General features: G+C 73.9%; 12 protein-coding genes and 1 pseudogene. 5 read left to right on the top strand and 8 right to left on the bottom strand.

The genetic code is table 11. The annotated features are described in order from the left end of the window. Positions 1 to 59: 59 nt before the first annotated feature. From E4198_RS03455 to E4198_RS03430, 5 genes are all read right to left on the bottom strand, one after another. A complete protein-coding gene (locus tag E4198_RS03455) occupies positions 60 to 2,189 on the bottom strand; it encodes a 3-hydroxyacyl-CoA dehydrogenase NAD-binding domain-containing protein (protein WP_136181839.1) in 2,130 nt (709 codons plus the stop codon). Beyond that, positions 2,186 to 3,400, bottom strand: coding sequence for an acetyl-CoA C-acyltransferase (locus tag E4198_RS03450; protein ID WP_136181838.1), 1,215 nt, complete (start codon positions 3,398 to 3,400; stop codon positions 2,186 to 2,188). The genes E4198_RS03455 and E4198_RS03450 overlap by 4 nt, the downstream gene beginning before the upstream one ends. Before the next feature lie 404 nt (positions 3,401 to 3,804). After that, on the bottom strand, positions 3,805 to 5,079 hold the full coding sequence (locus tag E4198_RS03440; protein ID WP_136181836.1) for a ribonuclease D: 1,275 nt from the start codon (positions 5,077 to 5,079) through the stop codon (positions 3,805 to 3,807). 116 nt (positions 5,080 to 5,195) lie between these two features. Then, entirely contained in the window at positions 5,196 to 5,870 is a 675-nt protein-coding gene (locus E4198_RS03435) for a response regulator transcription factor (protein WP_136181835.1), read from the bottom strand. A gap of 244 nt (positions 5,871 to 6,114) precedes the next feature. Further along, positions 6,115 to 6,804, bottom strand: a complete 690-nt coding sequence (locus E4198_RS03430; protein ID WP_136181834.1) for a DUF3000 domain-containing protein — start codon at positions 6,802 to 6,804, stop codon at positions 6,115 to 6,117. Positions 6,805 to 6,883: 79 nt separating this feature from the next. Between E4198_RS03430 and hemE the strand changes: the two genes are divergently transcribed. Together hemE and E4198_RS03420 are read left to right on the top strand one after the other, a co-directional pair. Beyond that, positions 6,884 to 7,951 (top strand): uroporphyrinogen decarboxylase, encoded by a 1,068-nt coding sequence (gene hemE, locus E4198_RS03425; protein WP_136181833.1) that lies wholly within the window; start codon positions 6,884 to 6,886, stop codon positions 7,949 to 7,951. A 35-nt stretch (positions 7,952 to 7,986) separates the two neighbouring features. Further along, positions 7,987 to 8,449 (top strand): annotated as a pseudogene (locus E4198_RS03420) (FAD-dependent oxidoreductase); the annotation flags it as partial. A gap of 133 nt (positions 8,450 to 8,582) precedes the next feature. On the opposite strand, the gene E4198_RS03415 reads toward E4198_RS03420, so the two are convergent. Beyond that, positions 8,583 to 9,698 (bottom strand): DUF4349 domain-containing protein, encoded by a 1,116-nt coding sequence (locus tag E4198_RS03415; RefSeq protein ID WP_136181832.1) that lies wholly within the window; start codon positions 9,696 to 9,698, stop codon positions 8,583 to 8,585. Positions 9,699 to 9,835: 137 nt separating this feature from the next. Here E4198_RS03415 and hemG point away from each other — a divergent pair, with 137 nt between their 5' ends. After that, entirely contained in the window at positions 9,836 to 11,281 is a 1,446-nt protein-coding gene (hemG, locus tag E4198_RS03410) for a protoporphyrinogen oxidase (RefSeq protein ID WP_136181831.1), read from the top strand. Positions 11,282 to 11,285: 4 nt separating this feature from the next. Continuing rightward, a complete protein-coding gene (gene hemQ, locus E4198_RS03405; protein ID WP_136181830.1) occupies positions 11,286 to 12,002 on the top strand; it encodes a hydrogen peroxide-dependent heme synthase in 717 nt (238 codons plus the stop codon). A gap of 310 nt (positions 12,003 to 12,312) precedes the next feature. Here the strand turns inward: hemQ and E4198_RS03400 are convergent, their stop codons facing one another. Together E4198_RS03400 and zapE are read right to left on the bottom strand one after the other, a co-directional pair. Next, positions 12,313 to 13,716 carry an alkaline phosphatase PhoX gene (locus E4198_RS03400; protein ID WP_136181829.1) on the bottom strand — a complete coding sequence of 468 codons (1,404 nt, stop codon included), beginning with the start codon at positions 13,714 to 13,716 and terminating at the stop codon, positions 12,313 to 12,315. Positions 13,717 to 13,861: 145 nt separating this feature from the next. Further along, complete coding sequence (zapE, locus tag E4198_RS03395; RefSeq protein WP_136181828.1) at positions 13,862 to 14,989, bottom strand: cell division protein ZapE; 1,128 nt, start codon at positions 14,987 to 14,989, stop codon at positions 13,862 to 13,864. Between the two features lie 68 nt (positions 14,990 to 15,057). Between zapE and E4198_RS03390 the strand changes: the two genes are divergently transcribed. Beyond that, entirely contained in the window at positions 15,058 to 15,879 is an 822-nt protein-coding gene (locus tag E4198_RS03390) for a pyrimidine reductase family protein (protein WP_136181827.1), read from the top strand. Positions 15,880 to 15,916: the final 37 nt, after the last annotated feature.

Here is a 15,916-nt window from a genome sequence, read left to right as displayed (position 1 = left end):
GCGTGTGCGGCGCACCCCTTCGCGAGCTGCGGAGCCGTTCGGCCGTCAGCCGTCAGCCGTCAGGCGGGGACGGATGCGACCCCCGGCTCCAGGAAGCGCTTGCCGGTGGCCCGCTCGCTGACGCCCTCGCGGTCCAGGTACGGCGTGATACCGCCCAGGTGGAAGGGCCAGCCGGCGCCCGTGATCAGGCACAGGTCGACGTCCTGCGCCTCGGCGACCACGCCCTCGTCGAGCATCAGGCGGATCTCCTGCGCGATGGCGTCCAGCGCGCGGTCGCGGACCTGCTCCTCCGTCAGCACGGTGTCACCGGTCTCGAAGAGTTCGGCGACCTCCGGGTCCAGCTCCGGCGTGCCGGAGTCGTAGACGTACAGGTTCCGCTTGCCCGCAGCGACGATGCGGCCCAGATTCTCCGAGATGCCGAAGCGGTCCGGGTAGGCCCCGTTCAACGTGCCGGCCACGTGGTGCGCGACGGCCGGGCCGACGAGTTCGAGCAGCACGATCGGCGACATCGGCAGGCCCAGGGGAGCGAGCGCGCGGTCGGCGACGTCGACGGGGGTGCCCTCGTCGATGGAGCGCAGCACCTCGCCGAGGAAGCGGGTCAGCACGCGGTTGACCACGAACGCCGGGGCGTCCTTGACCAGCACCGCGGTCTTCTTCAGCTTCTTCGCCACGCCGAAGGCGGTGGCCAGCGACGCGTCGTCGGTCTGCTGGCCGCGCACGATCTCCAGCAGCGGCAGCACGGCGACCGGATTGAAGAAGTGGAAGCCGACGACCCGCTCGGGGTGCCGCAGTTGCGACGCCATCTCGGTGACGGACAGCGAGGAGGTGTTGGTGGCGAGGATCGCGTGCTCCGGCACGACCGCCTCAACCTCGGCGAACACCTTCTGCTTGACGCCCATCTCCTCGAACACGGCCTCGATGACGAAGTCCGCGTCGCCGAACGAGGCGGCCTTGTCCAGCGAGCCGGTGACCAGCGCCTTGAGACGGTTGGCCTTGTCCTGGTTGACCCGGCCCTTGAGGAGCAGCTTGTCGATCTCCTCGTGGACGTAGCCGACACCCTTGTCCACCCGCTCCTGGTCGATGTCGGTCAGCACGACCGGCACCTCCAGACGGCGCGCGAACAGCAGCGCGAGCTGGCTCGCCATCAGGCCGGCGCCCACGACGCCGACCTTGGTCACGGGCCGGGCCAGGGACTTGTCCGGGGCGCCCGCGGGTCGCTTGGCCCGCTTCTGCACCAGGTTGAACGCGTAGATGCCGCTGCGCAGTTCGCCGCCCATGATGAGGTCGGCGAGTGCCTCGTCCTCGGCGGCGAAGCTGGCCGGCAGGTCGCCGTCCTTGGCGGCGGCGATGATGTCCAGCGCCCGGTAGGCGGCCGGCGCGGCGCCGTGCACCTTCGCGTCGGCGCTCTCGCGGCCGCGCCGCACCGCTTCGTCCCACGCCTCGCCGCGGTCCAGTTCGGGCCGCTGCACCTGGAGTTCGCCGCGCAGCACGGCGGAGGTCCAGTGCAGGGACTGCTCCAGGAAGTCGGCGCCCTCGAACAGCGCGTCGGCGATGCCCAGTTCGTGCACCTGGGGGCCCTTGAGCTGCTTGTTCTGGTTCAGGGAGTTCTCGATGACGACGCTGATCGCCCGCTCGGGGCCGATCAGGTTCGGCAGCAGCACGCAGCCGCCCCAGCCGGGGACCAGGCCGAGGAACACCTCGGGCAGCGAGAACGCGGGCGTCGCCCGGGAGACGGTGCGGTAGGTGCAGTGCAGGCCCACCTCGACGCCGCCGCCCATGGCCGCGCCGTTGTAGTAGGCGAAGCTGGGCACGCCCAGGTCGCCCAGCCGGCGGAACACCGCGTGCCCGGCCTGGCCGATGGCGAGGGCGTCCGCACGGTCCTTCAGTACCTCGACGCCCTTGAGGTCGGCGCCGACGGCGAAGATGAACGGCTTGCCGGTCAGGCCGACCGCGACGATCTCGCCGGCCTTCGCCTCCGCCTCGACCTGGTCGATCGCGACGTCCAGGTTGGCCAGCGACTGCGGGCCGAAGGTGGTCGGCTTGCTGTGGTCGAAGCCGTTGTCCAGCGTGATGAGTGCGAACCTGCCGCCGTGCGACGGCAGGTCCAGGTGGCGTACGTGCGCCTGGGTGACGACCTCGTCCGGGAAGGACTGGGCCGCGCCCTTCAGCAGCTCGGCGATGTTCGTCACTTGCCCTCCCAGTGCGGGTTCTCCCAGATGACCGTGCCGCCCATGCCGAAGCCCACGCACATGGTCGTGATGCCGTAGCGGACATGGGGCTGTTCCTCGAACTGCCGGGCGAGCTGCGTCATCAGGCGCACGCCGGAGGAGGCGAGGGGGTGGCCGAACGCGATCGCGCCGCCGTACTGGTTGACGCGCGGGTCGTCGTCGGCGATGCCGTAGTGGTCCAGCAGAGCCAGGACCTGCACGGCGAACGCTTCGTTGATCTCGAACAGGCCGATGTCGTCGATGGACAGTCCGGCCTTCTTCAGTGCCTTTTCGGTCGCCGGGACGGGGCCGACGCCCATCACCTCGGGCTCGACGCCGGCGAAGGCGTAGGCGACCAGGCGCATTCGCGCCGGCAGGCCCAGCTCGCGGGCGAAGTCCTCGGCGGCAATGATCGACGCGGTGGCGCCGTCGTTGAGGCCGGCCGCGTTGCCCGGGGTGACGCGGCCGTGTGCGCGGAACGGGGTCTTGAGGCCGGCCAGCATCTCCAGCGTGGTGCCCGGCCGCATCGGCTCGTCCTCGGTGGCCAGGCCCCAGCCGGTCTCCCCGGCCTCCTCGTTGGTGCGCCGGATCGAGATCGGCACCAGGTCCTGCTGGATCTTTCCGTCCGCGTAGGCCTTCGCGGCCTTCTCCTGGCTGCGCACGGCGTACTCGTCGGCGCGCTGCTTGGTCAGGTGCGGGAAGCGGTCGTGCAGGTTCTCCGCCGTCATGCCCATGAACAGCGCGGATTCGTCGACCAGCTTCTCCGACACGAAGCGCGGATTGGGGTCGACGCCCTCGCCCATCGGGTGCCGCCCCATGTGCTCGACGCCGCCGGCGATGACTGCGTCGTAGGCGCCGAAGGAGAGCGAGCCGGCGGTCGTGGTCACGGCGGTCATCGCGCCGGCGCACATCCGGTCGATGGAATAGCCCGGTACGGACGAGGGCAGCCCGGCGAGGATGCCTGCCGTGCGGCCCAGCGTCAGGCCCTGGTCACCGATCTGGGTGGTCGCGGCGACCGCGACCTCGTCGACCCGCTCCGGCGGCAGATCGGGGTTGCGGCGCAGCAACTCGCGGATGCACTTCACGACGAGGTCGTCGGCGCGGGTCTCGTGGTAGATGCCCTTCGGGCCCGCCTTGCCGAACGGGGTCCGGACGCCGTCGACGAAGACGACGTCCCTAGCGGTACGAGGCACGTTGGCTCTCCTCCAGGGGTGCGGTGGTACGCCGTGCGGCGCGCTTCCCACGCCCTATGCTACTTGTCGGTAACCGCCTGGCAAGCAGTCGCCGCACCCCGCGAGGCACACGTCACACTCGGGCCGCGACGCGAACGGGCCCGGCCGGCGACGCCGGACGGGCCCGCAACGCGTGCGAGGCGCGGGAACGCGCCCGCGCTACATCCCGTACGTGCCCTGGAAGACCACGAATCCGATGATCATGCCGATGACCAGACCGGCGGCGGAGACCCCGATGGCGACCTTGGCCAGCCGCTCGCCCTTGGAGTTGGCGATCACGCCGCAGACGATGCCCCCGATGCCGAAGAGCGGCGGGCAGAAGAGGAACGGGCCGAACCGTCGGCCCGGGGCACTCCCTGCTCCTCCTACTCCTCGACCGGAGTCGCCGCGAGGGCGACCGTGAGCAGCGGGACGGTCTGCTCGATCTGCCACTCGCGGGCGCCGTGCGCGCGCAGCACCTCGCGGACGGCCGCCTCGGAGATGTCCGCCGGCGGCTCCCAGCAGACCCGCCGCACCGTGTCGGGCGTGATCAGGTTCTCCTGGGGCAGCGACAGCTCCTCCGCCCTTGCAGTCACCGCCGCGCGGGCCGCCGTGAGGCGGGCGGCGGCGACCGGATCCCGGTCCGCCCAGGCGCGGGGCGGAGGCGGCCCTGTCACGTGCTGGCCCTGCTGCGGCAGCTCGCGGTCCGGCAGCGCCCGCGCCCGTTCCACGGCCGCGAACCACTGGTCGATGCCGCGCTTGCCCATCCGCTGGGCGAAACCGGGCAACGCGGCCATCGCCGGCACGTCCGCCGGCATGGCGAGGGCGGCCTCGACGATCGCGGCGTCCCCGAGGATCTTGCCGGGCGAGAGGTCGCGCCGCTGCGCGATCCGGTCCCGAGTGGTCCACAGCTCGCGGACGACGGCCATCTGCCGGCGCCGCCGCACCTTGTGCATGCCGGACGTGCGCCGCCAGGGGTCCTTGCGCGGCGGCGGCGGGGGAGCGGCGGCGATCGCCGCGAATTCCTGGAGCGCCCAGTCCAGCTTGCCCTGCGCGGTCAGCTCCTCCTCCAGCGCGTCCCGCAGGTCGACGAGCAGCTCGACGTCCAGCGCGGCGTACCGCAGCCAGGGCTCGGGCAGCGGGCGGGTGGACCAGTCGACGGCCGAGTGGCCCTTCTCCAGCGCGTAGCCGAGGACGTTCTCCGTCATCGGGCCCAGGCCGACCCGGGCGAAACCGGCGAGCCGTCCGGCCAGCTCGGTGTCGAAGAGCCGCTCGGGGATCATGCCTATCTCGCGCAGGCACGGCAGGTCCTGCGTCGCCGCGTGCAGCACCCACTCGGTGTCGCGCAGCGCGTCGCCGAGAACGGTGAGGTCGGGGCAGGCGACGGGGTCGACGAGGGCGCTGCCCGCCCCGCGTCGGCGAAGCTGGATCAGGTACGCCCGCTGGCCGTACCGGTAGCCGGAGGCCCGCTCGGCGTCGACGGCCACCGGGCCGCTGCCGCCCGCGAACCGCTCGACGACCCGGGCCAGCTCCTGTGCGGTGGCGGTGACGGGCGGGATGCCCTCACGCGGTTCGAGGAGCGGGACCGGCGCCGGACCGGAGTCCTGGGAGGAGGGCTGAACTCTGGCCGTGCGGGTTTCGGTCTCCTGTGCGTCGGTCACCGGTCAAGGGTAGCTGTGTGTCCGCCCGGGGAAACGCCCGCCGACGCCGGAGCGGCGTCGGCGGGCGTTTCCCCGGGGCTCGGGGGCCCGGTATCCGGGCCCGGGGACCGTCCGGGTCAGTGGATGATGCCGGTGCGCAGCGCCACCGCGACCATGCCGGCCCGGTCACCGGTGCCCAGCTTGCGCGCGATCCGTGCCAGGTGGCTCTTCACGGTGAGGGCCGACAGGCCCATGGACACGCCGATCGCCTTGTTCGACTGGCCCTCCGCCACCAGCCGCAGCACCTCCACCTCGCGGCCGGACAGCTCGCGCTGCCCGCCCGGGTGGCCGGGGCCGCCGGGCCCGCCGCCGGGACGGCGGTGCATCCGGGCCGCGGCCGCTCCCATGTGGGCGGCGCCGGGACGGGGATGCATGCCGCCGAGGTTGTTGCGGGTGCCCGTGACGACGTAGCCCTTCACGCCGCCGGCCAGGGCGTTGCGGACCGCGCCGATGTCGTCGGCGGCGGACAGGGCCAGGCCGTTCGGCCAGCCCGCCGCGCGGGTCTCGGACAGCAGGCTCAGTCCGGAGCCGTCGGGCAGGTGGACGTCGGCGACGCAGATGTCGCGGGGGTTGGCGACTCGGGGACGTGCCTCCGCGATCGACGACGCCTCGATGACGTCCCGCACTCCGAGTGCCCACAGGTGACGCGTCACGGTGGAACGGACTCGGGGGTCGGCGACGACGACCATGGCCGTCGGCTTGTTCGGGCGGTAGGCGACCAGGCTTGTGGGGTGCTCGAGGAGAACAGACACCGGGCCTCCTGTGGGGAGTGGCTGGGACGGTGCCGGCTCGGGTGCGGCCCCCGTGGGGAGCGGGGTGCGAGCCGGGGCGTGCCCTGGTGGAAGGGGGTCACTTGATGCTTCGGCAGGTCAGGCGCCCGGCTTTAGGGAATGATCACGAATCGGTGATAACAATTGGTGCAATTCGGACAGTCAATCGACTGGTCGCCGATCTGTTGCGGAACCGGCCGCGCCGGCGGGCTGTTCAGTCGGTGGCTCAGACCGGACGGGGGCCGCGTCGCTGAGGGAGCGTCACCACCGCGCCGCCCTCGTCCTCCCGGGGCGGCAGCCCCGCGCTCTGGCACAGCAGCTCGCACCAGGCCACGAGGTGCGCGCCGACGTCCGGTACCTCTCCACCGCCCGCCGGGACCACCGGAGTCCAGCTCGCCCGGACCTCCAGCTCCGCGTGCGGCCTACGGTCCTCGAGACCGCCGAAGAAGGAGGAGTCGGAGCGCGTCACCGTCCCGCTCGGCGCGGTGTACGCGACGCCGTGGGCCTCCAGCGCGCCGGTCAGCCAGGTCCACGTCACCTCGGGCAGCAGCGGATCGGCGGCCATCTCGGCGTCCAGTTCGGTACGGCCGAGGGTGACGATCCGGAAGTCGCCCTGCCAGGGCTCCTGTCCCTCCGGGTCGTACAGCAGGACGAAGCGGCCGTCGGCCAGTTCCTCGCCGTCCGCCTCCACCACCGCCTCCATGGCGTGCGCGTGCGGCGCGAGCCGTTTCGGCGCGGGCAGACCGCCGAAGTGCACCTCCGGCCGGTGCGGCGCGACCTCAAGGGCGGTCAGCGCCCTTCGGAAAGCCGCCGGAGCCTCACCGCCCCCGCCGCGCGTACCACCGCCGCCCGAGCCCGCTGCGCCCGCGCCGCCGTTGCCGGGGCCTCCCGCCTCATGTGTTCGAGCCGCTGCCATGGGGCGAGGGTAGGCGCCCGGCCCGGCGGGCGCCGGTAGGGACACGAGGCGCGGGGGAGTGCGTGGGAGACTTCCTCCTGTGAGTGCCTACGACCGCCCCTCCGGCCCCCCGACCGCCACTCAGGACTCGGCCTTCCTCCGGGCCTGCCGCCGTGAGCCCGTGCCGCACACCCCGGTGTGGTTCATGCGGCAGGCGGGGCGTTCGCTGCCCGAGTACCGCAAGGTGCGCGAGGGCATCTCGATGCTCGACTCCTGCATGCGCCCCGACCTGGTCACCGAGATCACGCTGCAGCCGGTCCGTCGGCACGGGGTGGACGCCGCGATCTACTTCAGCGACATCGTCGTACCGCTCAAGGCCATCGGCCTCGACCTGGACATCCGCCCGGGCGTCGGGCCCGTCGTCGAGCGCCCGGTGCGCACCCGCGCCGACCTGGAGCGGCTGCGGCCACTGGAGGCGGGTGACGTCTCCTACGTCACCGAGGCCGTACGCCTGCTGGTCGCCGAACTCGGCGCCACTCCGCTGATCGGCTTCGCCGGCGCGCCGTTCACGCTGGCCAGCTACCTGGTCGAGGGCGGCCCGTCCAAGAACCACGAGCACACCAAGGCGATGATGTACGGCGACCCGCAGCTGTGGGCCGACCTGCTCGACCGCCTGGCCGGCATCACCTCCACGTTCCTGCGGGTGCAGATCGAGGCCGGCGCCTCGGCGGTGCAGCTCTTCGACTCCTGGGCGGGCGCGCTGCGTCCCGAGGACTACCGCCGCTCCGTGCTGCCCGCGTCGAAGAAGGTGTTCGACGCGGTCGAGGGCCTCGGCGTGCCGCGCATCCACTTCGGCGTGGGGACCGGCGAGCTGCTCGGTGCGATGTCCGAGGCGGGCGCCGACGTCGTCGGCGCCGACTGGCGGGTGCGGCTGGACGAGGCGGCCCTGCGCATCGGCCCCGGCAAGGCGGTGCAGGGCAACCTCGACCCGGCGGTGCTGTTCGCCCCCCGGGAGGCCGTCGCGGACCAGGCCGACCAGGTGCTGGAGGCCGCCGCGGACCTGGACGGCCACATCTTCAACCTCGGCCACGGCGTCCTGCCCGCCACCGACCCCGACGCCCTGACCCGGCTCGTCGCGCATGTCCACGAACGGACCGCGAAAAGCTGACCGGCCCTGTCAGGCTTCGGCGGGAGCCTGACGCCATGTCTCACCAGGACCACGACGCCGCCGAAGCGCCCGCACCGGACAACGGCCGGTGCTCCGGCTACCAGCTCCCCGCCCGCCCCGCCCGCATCGTCCCGGCGACGACGGCCGATCAGGTGCGGCAGGCCGTCGCACACGCGGCCGCCCGCGGCGTCCCGTACGCGGTGCAGGCGACCGGCCCACGGGCGCCGCGCCCCGCTCGGCGGCGGCGTGCTGATCTCCACGGCGCGGATGAACGGCGTCCGCGTCGACGCCGGCACCCGAACGGTGCGGGTGCAGGCCTGCGCCACCTGGGCGCGGGTGATCGAGGCCGCCGCACCCCACGGGCTCGCGCCGCCGAACGGCTCGGCGCCGGGCGTCGGCGTCACCGGCTACCTGCTGGGCGGCGGGCTGGGCATCCTGGCCCGCGATCAGGGCTGGGCCGCGGACCACGTGCGGGCGCTGGACGTCGTCACCGGCGACCACCCCGCCGACCCGGCCCGCCCGGAGCACGACCCGGACGTCGCGGCGCGCCTGGAACGGCTGCGCCGCGCCCTGCCGTGAGCAGGGCGCGGCGCGCGCGACGGCGACTGTCCCGGCGCGCTGCCGGGCCCGGTCAGCCCTCGGTCTTCTTCGGCTCCGCGGTCTCCTTCGGCTCCGCGGTCTGAGACGGCACGCCCGGCGGGGTCGCCGGCCTGGCCGGCACCGCCGCGGCCGTGGTCGCCGCGACCGGCGTGCGCCGCGGCAGCCGCCCGTGCAGCGTGCGCCACAGCACGTACAGCAGGCCCAGCGCGACCAGGAACGGGAGCGACGCGCCGATCGCCACGGCGATCCAGCGCAGCATGGTGACGAAGGCGTCCCAGCCGCCGCTGAACGCGCCGCCCACCGACGGGTCCTCGTCCTCCTCCTCGACCGGGGCCGCGTCCGGGGTCCGCAGCTCCATCGTCACGGTGGCCATCCCGCTGCGGGCCTCCAGCGACTCCAGCCGCGCCTGCAGCGCCTCCAGGTCCGCCTGACGGGTGCTCAGCTCCGACTCCAGCGAGACCACGTCGGACAGTTCCGTCGCGTCCTCCATCAGCTTCCGCACCCGGTCGACGCTCGCCTTCTGCGTCTTGATGCGGCTCTCCACGTCGACGACCTCGCCGGTGACGTCCTGCGCCGACTGCTTGCGGTCCTCGAGCTCGCCGATCCCGGCGAGGGCGTCCAGCAGGCCGTCGTACTCCTCCGGCGGCACCTTGAAGGTGATGCGGGAGCGCTCGTCGCCGTCCGCGTCCCGGTCGGTGGTCTCCTCCGAGACGTAGCCGCCGGCCGTGCCCACGGCCCGGCGCGCCTCGTCCAGCCCGTCCTGCACGTCCTCGGTCTCCACCGTCAGCGACGCCGTCTTGATGACGTGCCGTTCGGCGGCCCGGGCGGTGTCGGCGGCCGTATCGCCGTCGGTGGAGCCGTCGGTGGAGCCGTCCGCCGCCGTGCCGCTCCCGGGGCTGCTCCCGGGGCTGCTCCCCGCCTCGGCCCTGGACCCTCCCGGCTCGCTCTGCGCGTTCTCCTCCGACCGGGTCAGGCCGCCGGCGTCGGATTTGCTGTCCGCGCTGACCCCCGAGGCCCCGTCGCTGCTCGCACCGGACGCCCCGCAGCCCGCCACCGCCAGCGCACCGGCCAGCAGCGCCGCGCCCAGCGCCGCCCGGACGCGCGCGGGCCGTCCGCCCGCATCCGCACTCCCGTACTTCCCCTGCATTACGTACCCCCCAAGGCACTTGATCCGTATGCTCGTTGGACGGAACGGCGGGAGAACCGGTTGCCGCCCGCGGTCGCGGTCCGGTCACGGTCGGGACTCGTTCCGGGCGCGCCCGCGCCGTCTGCGAGAGTGGACGCATGCACGTGATCGTCATCGGCGGCGGCATCTCCGGACTGAGCGCGGCCCACCGACTGCTGGCGGGCGGCGCCACCGTGACCCTGCTGGAGGGCTCCGGCCGGTTCGGCGGCAAGCTCCGCACCGGCGACCTCGCGGGCGCCCTCCGCGTCGACCTCGGCGCCGAGTCGATGCTCGCCCGGCGCCCCGAGGGCGTCGACCTCGCCCGGTCCGCCGGACTGGACGACGCGCTGGAGCCGCCCACCACCGCGCGCGCAGCCGTCTGGACCCGCGGAGCGCTGCGGCCGATGCCCACCGGCCACCTGATGGGCGTCCCCCCGGACCCGGCCGTGCTCGGCGACGTGCTCTCCCCGGACGGCCTCGCCCGGGTCGCGGAGGACGCGGTGCTGCCGCGCACCGAGGTCGGCGAGGACATCGCCGTCGGCGCGTACGTCGCCGCCCGCGTCGGCCGCGAGGTGGTCGACCGGATGGTCGAGCCGCTGCTCGGCGGCGTCTACGCGGGCGACCCGTACCGCCTCTCGATGCGGGCGGCGGTCCCCGCGCTCTACGAGATCGCCCGCACCGAGCGCTCGCTGCTCGCCGGCGTCCGCGCCTACCAGGAACGCGCCATGGCCGGGCGTGCCGCCGCCCGCGCCCCGGAGCCGGTGTTCATGGGCATCGACGGCGGCGTCGGGCGGCTGGCCATCGCCGTGGCCGACGCCTGCCGCCGCGCCGGCGCCGACCTCCGCACCCGCGCCGCCGTACGCCGTGTGCGGGTTGCCGCCGACTCCGGCGCGGCCTCCGCCCCCGCCTCGGGTGAGGGGCGCTGGCGGGTGGAACTCGACGCCGGCGGGACGCTGAGCGCCGACGCCGTGATCGTGGCCACCCCCGCACCCGCGGCCGCCCGGCTGCTGGGGGACGCCGCGCCCGCGGCGGCCGCCGAGCTGGACGCCGTCGAATACGCCTCGATGGCGTTGATCACCATGGCCTTCCGCCGCTCCGACCTGCCCGCCGTGCCGCCGGGCAGCGGCTTCCTCGTCCCGCCCGTGGACGGCCGCGGCATCAAGGCCGCCACCTTCTCGGCCAACAAGTGGGGCTGGACCGCCGCCCAGGACCCCGGCCTGTTCGTGCTCCGCACCTCCGTCGGACGCCACGGCGAGGACGACTGGCTGCGCCGCGACGACGCCGACCTGGCCGCCCTCTCCCGCCGCGACCTCGCCGACGCCGTCGGCCTCACCGCGGCCCCCGTCGACACCGTCGTCACCCGCTGGGAGAACGGCCTCCCGCAGTACCCCGTCGGCCACCTGGAACGCGTTGCCCGCGTCCACCGCGACCTCGCCGCGCTCCCCGGACTCGCGGTGTGCGGCGCCGCCTACGGCGGCGTGGGCATTCCTGCCTGCGTCGCCGACGGTCGTCGCGCCGCCGACCGGACCCTGGGTACGGGCCCGGCCGCGCGGGGGGGAGAATGAGCGCATGACTGCTGAACCGGAGAGGGCCGCGAACGCGGGCAAGAAGGCCAAGGACCTCAACGAGGTCATCCGCTACACGCTCTGGTCGGTCTTCCGGCTGCGCGAGGTGCTCCCGGACGACCGCGCCGGCTACGCCGACGAGGTCGAGGAGCTGTACGCGCAGCTCGCAGCGAAGGACGTCGTCGTCCGCGGCACCTACGACGTCTCCGGGCTGCGCGCCGACGCGGACGTCATGATCTGGTGGCACGCCGAGACCGCCGACGCCCTCCAGGACGCCTACAACCGCTTCCGCCGCACGGAGCTGGGACGCGCGCTGGAGCCGGTGTGGTCCAACATGGCGCTGCACCGCCCCGCCGAGTTCAACAAGTCGCACATCCCCGCGTTCCTCGCCGACGAGCGGCCGCGCGACTACCTGTGCGTGTACCCCTTCGTGCGCAGCTACGACTGGTACCTGCTGCCCGACGAGGACCGGCGCCGGATGCTCGCCGACCACGGCAGGATGGCCCGCGGCTACCCCGACGTGCGCGCCAACACCGTGGCGTCGTTCGCGCTGGGCGACTACGAGTGGCTGCTCGCCTTCGAGGCGGACGAACTGCACCGCATCGTGGACCTCATGCGCCACCTGCGCGCCTCGGAGGCCCGCCGCCACGTGCGCGAGGAGGTCCCCTTCTACACCGGCCGCCGCAAGCCGGTCTCGGAACTCGTCACCGGTCTCGCGTAGCCGGCAGGGGCCCCGGGCCTCAGCCGCGGGGGTGGTGGAACGGCTGGCGCGCACCGCCCAGCGCGGCGCCCCAGGTCGGCACGGGCGGACGTCGCGGCCACCCGGCACAGCCGCGCGCACGCCGCGAAGGCCGCCACCCAGATGGTGACGAGGAAGAACACCCACATGGGTGAGTTCTACCCGGGGTGACGGGTACCGGGCCAGACATCGCGCACGATGCGGGCAGAAGTCGACTTCCGCCCCGGTGGCGACGGGGCCCCCGAAGGGGCGCGGGGGCCCGGACGCCGTCCGGGCCCCCGCCGCCGACCGGTCAGTGCCGCCGGAAAGGCCCGGTCACGGCGAACGTGGTGCCGGGGTCGTAGCAGTTCACGAACATCGTGCGGTTGTCCGGCGTGAAGGTGACACCGGCGAACTCGCCCCACGCGGGCTCCTCCGGGGTGCCGACGTTCTGCCGGTTGCGCGCCATCGGGTAGACGTCGCCGCGGTGGGTGAGGCCGTAGACGTGCTGGGCGCCCTGCCCGTCCTCGCAGACCATCAGGCCGCCGCTGGGCGCCAGGCAGATGTTGTCCGGCTCCTCGCCGGGCATGTCCAGGTCGCTGTCCGGTCCGAACACCACGACCAGCGTGAGCCTGTTCCGGTGCGGGTCGTAGCGCCACACCTGGCCGTAGTGGTCGCCGGCCGAGCCCTCCGCGCTCTTGGCGTAGGAGGAGACGAAGTAGACGCTGCGGCCGCCCCAGTAGCAGCCCTCCAGCTTCTGCGCGTGCGTGATGCCGCCGCGCCCGAAGTCCTGGTTGCGGATCGGGGTCTCCCGCGCCAGCGGGTCGGGGACGTCGATCCACTCGATGCCGTCGAAGCTCGCCCCCGGCTCGTCGATCGCCGAGAGGTCCGGCACGTCCGGCACCCGCATGGCCTGCAGCGTGCCGCCCGCGCGCAGCGAGTCGAAGCCGCCCTTCGGCCGGTTCGGCAGGAAGCGGTAGAAGAGGCCGAAGGGGAAGTCGAACGCGTCCTCGGTCTCGTACACGACGCCGTTGCGCGGGTCCATCGCGATGGCCTCGTGCTGGAAGCGGCCCATCGCGGTGAGCGGCTCCGGGACCGTGCGGTGCTCCCGGCGGAAGCCGACCTCGAAGATGTAGCCGTGGTCCTTGGTGTAGCCCTCCTCGCCGGCCTTGAACTCGGTTTCCTCACAGGTCAGCCACGTGCCCCAGAGGGACGGACCGCCCGCGCAGTTGGTCGAGGTGCCCGCGATGCCGACCCGCTCGTCGCGCACGTCGAGGTCGCTGTCCAGCTCCAGCAGCGTGCAGCCGCCCTCCGCGGCGGGGTCGTAGGTGAGCCCCCGCACCGTGGGCACGGCCTGCCGCGACTCCATGCGGTTCTCGTGGTTGCGGACCAGCCAGGTGCGGTCGCGCCGCCCACCGCCCCGGCGGTCGTGGTCGCGGCGCCCGGCGGCAAAGGCCGCCATGCCGTCCGCGTTGCTCGGCACCTTGCCCTCGCCGGAACGCATCTCCTCGCCCTCGCGGGAGAGCACCTTGTAACGGAAGCCGCGCGGCAGGTCCAGGAGGCCGTCCGGGTCCGGCACGAGCGGGCCGTAGCCGTCCCGGCCGTGGCCCGCCGCTGAGGCGGTCCCTGCGAAGACCTCGGAGATCGTTCCGGAGAAGGCGATGCCCACTCCCAAGGCACCCGAGCCGGCCAGTACTTGACGTCGTGAGGTGGACATCGGTCACGCTCCCTGTTGGCGGACAGGACACAGACCACGTGTGTCTACCACGTGTACCCCTCCCGGCACACCAGGCACGGCCGATCCGTTCCCGCCCGTCACCGCCGCACGGAAGGGCGGGTGGGGACGTCTCCGGACATGCGCGTCACGCCGGGCGCAGCTCCGCGGCGTCCCGGGCCAGGGCGGTGAGCCGGGAGATGGCGCGGAAGTACTTCTTCCGGTAGCCGCCTGCCAGCATCTCCTCGCTGAACAGCCGGTCGAACGGCACCCCGGAGGCCAGCACCGGCACCTCGCGGTCGTAGAGGCGGTCGGCGAGCACTACCAGGCGCAGCGCCGTCGACTGGTCGGGCACCGGCTGGACGCCCGTCAGGCACACCGCCGCGACGTCCGCGCACAGCGCGCCGTAGCGGCTGGGGTGGACGGAGGAGAGGTGGTCCAGCAGAGCGGAGAAGTCGTCCAGCGTGGCGCCCGGCGTGGCCTGCGCGGCACGCTGGACCTCCTCGTCCCGCGCCGGTGCCGGGGCCTCGGGCAGCCCGCGGTGGCGGTAGTCCTCGCCGTCGATGCGCAGCGGGCGGAAGTGCGCGGAGAGGCCCTGGATCTCGCGCAGGAAGTCCGCGGCGGCGAACCGCCCCTCGCCCAGCCTGCCGGGCAGCGTGTTGGAGGTGGCCGCCAGCGCCACGCCCTGCTCGACGAGCCGGCTGAGCAGGGAGGACACCAGTACCGTGTCGCCCGGGTCGTCGAGTTCGAACTCGTCGATGCACAGCAGCCGGTGGCCGCCCAGCGTGCGCACCGTCTGCTGGAAGCCGAGCGCGCCGACCAGGTTCGTCAGCTCGACGAACGTGCCGAAGGCCTTCTGCTCCGCGGGCGCGGGCGCCGCGTGCCACAGCGAGGCCAGCAGGTGCGTCTTGCCGACGCCGTACCCGCCGTCGAGATAGACGCCGCGCGGGCCCCGCGCGGCCGTCGCGCCGCCGTGGCGCTCGCGGCGGAACCAGCGCCGCTTCCTGCCGCCCGCCCGGTCCGTCCCGCCGATGCCCGCGGCGAAGCCGCTCAGCACCTCGACCGCCTCCCGCTGGCTCGGCTGCGCCGGATCGGGGAGGTAGTTCTCGAACCGCACCGAGTCGAAGCGGGGAGGCGGCACCATCTCGGCCACCAGCCGCTCCGGCGGCACCCGCGGCTCGCGGGAACTCAGGGAGCCGGGCGCGGACCCGTCGGCGGCACCGTCGGGGACGTGGGCGGGATCGGTGGGGGAGGGGGAGGTGGACACGCCCTTCATGCTACGAGGTGCGGGTGCCCGGCCCGGTGCCCGGCGGCCCTCGCGTGCGGCATGCCACACTGCGGATCATGCGACGCCTGTTCCCCGCCGACACGCCCGGGACCGCCGAGTCCGCAGCCCGCGACGAGGAGCGGTCGAACACCGAGTGGAGCCTGGACGCGCTCGCGGATGCCTACGCCTACCCGGACTGGGCCGGACCGTCCGGCGGTGGCCGTTCGTACCTGCGCGCCAACATGGTGTCCTCACTGGACGGCGCGGCCCACCACGGCGGGCGTTCGCAGCCGCTGTCCTCCGCTGCCGACATGCGGATCTTCGGCGTGCTGCGCGCACTGGCGGACGTGGTGGTCGTGGGAGCGGAGACGGTGCGGCAGGAGGGGTACCGCCCGGCACGCCGCCGCGAGGCCTTCGCAGCCCGGCGCGACGCGGCCGGGCAGGGCCCCGCGCCCGCCGTCGCCGTGGTCAGCGCGAGCCTGGCACTGGACTTCTCGCTGCCCCTCTTCGCCGAGCCGCTGGTTCCCACGCTGGTGCTCACTGGTGCCGGGGCCCCGGAGGAGCGGATGCGGGCGGCCCGAGAGGCCGGGGTGGAGGTCGTGGTGGCGGGTGACAGCGCCCTGGTCGACCCCGCGCTCGTGCCCGGCGCCCTGGCCGAGCGTGGGCTCACCCGCCAGCTCACCGAGGGCGGTCCGACGCTGCTGGGCCGGCTGACCGCCGCCGGCGTGCTGGACGAGCTGTGCCTGGCGGTCTCGCCCCGGGTGGCGCTGGGTTCCGCCGCGCGGGTGATGAACGGCCCGGTGCTCGACACGCCCGCCGACTTCCGCCTCCACTCCCTCCTGGAGGAGGACGGCTTCCTGTTCTCCCGCTACCGCAAGATCGGCAAATCGGCGGAATGAAGCGTTCCGCTTAGCCCGCTGGGGGCAGACTGAACAG

The sequence above is a fragment of the Streptomyces sp. RKND-216 genome (assembly GCF_004795255.1).
Lineage (GTDB): Bacteria > Actinomycetota > Actinomycetes > Streptomycetales > Streptomycetaceae > Streptomyces > Streptomyces hazeniae.
This window is presented reverse-complemented; position numbering and strand designations above follow the sequence as displayed.

Coding starts and splice junctions, on each gene's coding strand:
- zapE (WP_136181828.1), bottom strand. CDS start 14,989: ATGAAGGGCGTGTCCACCTCCCCCTCCCCCACCGATCCCGCCCACGTC.
- E4198_RS03390 (WP_136181827.1), top strand. CDS start 15,058: ATGCGACGCCTGTTCCCCGCCGACACGCCCGGGACCGCCGAGTCCGCA.
- E4198_RS03400 (WP_136181829.1), bottom strand. CDS start 13,716: ATGTCCACCTCACGACGTCAAGTACTGGCCGGCTCGGGTGCCTTGGGA.
- hemG (WP_136181831.1), top strand. CDS start 9,836: ATGCACGTGATCGTCATCGGCGGCGGCATCTCCGGACTGAGCGCGGCC.
- hemQ (WP_136181830.1), top strand. CDS start 11,286: ATGACTGCTGAACCGGAGAGGGCCGCGAACGCGGGCAAGAAGGCCAAG.
- E4198_RS03415 (WP_136181832.1), bottom strand. CDS start 9,698: ATGCAGGGGAAGTACGGGAGTGCGGATGCGGGCGGACGGCCCGCGCGC.
- E4198_RS03430 (WP_136181834.1), bottom strand. CDS start 6,804: ATGGCAGCGGCTCGAACACATGAGGCGGGAGGCCCCGGCAACGGCGGC.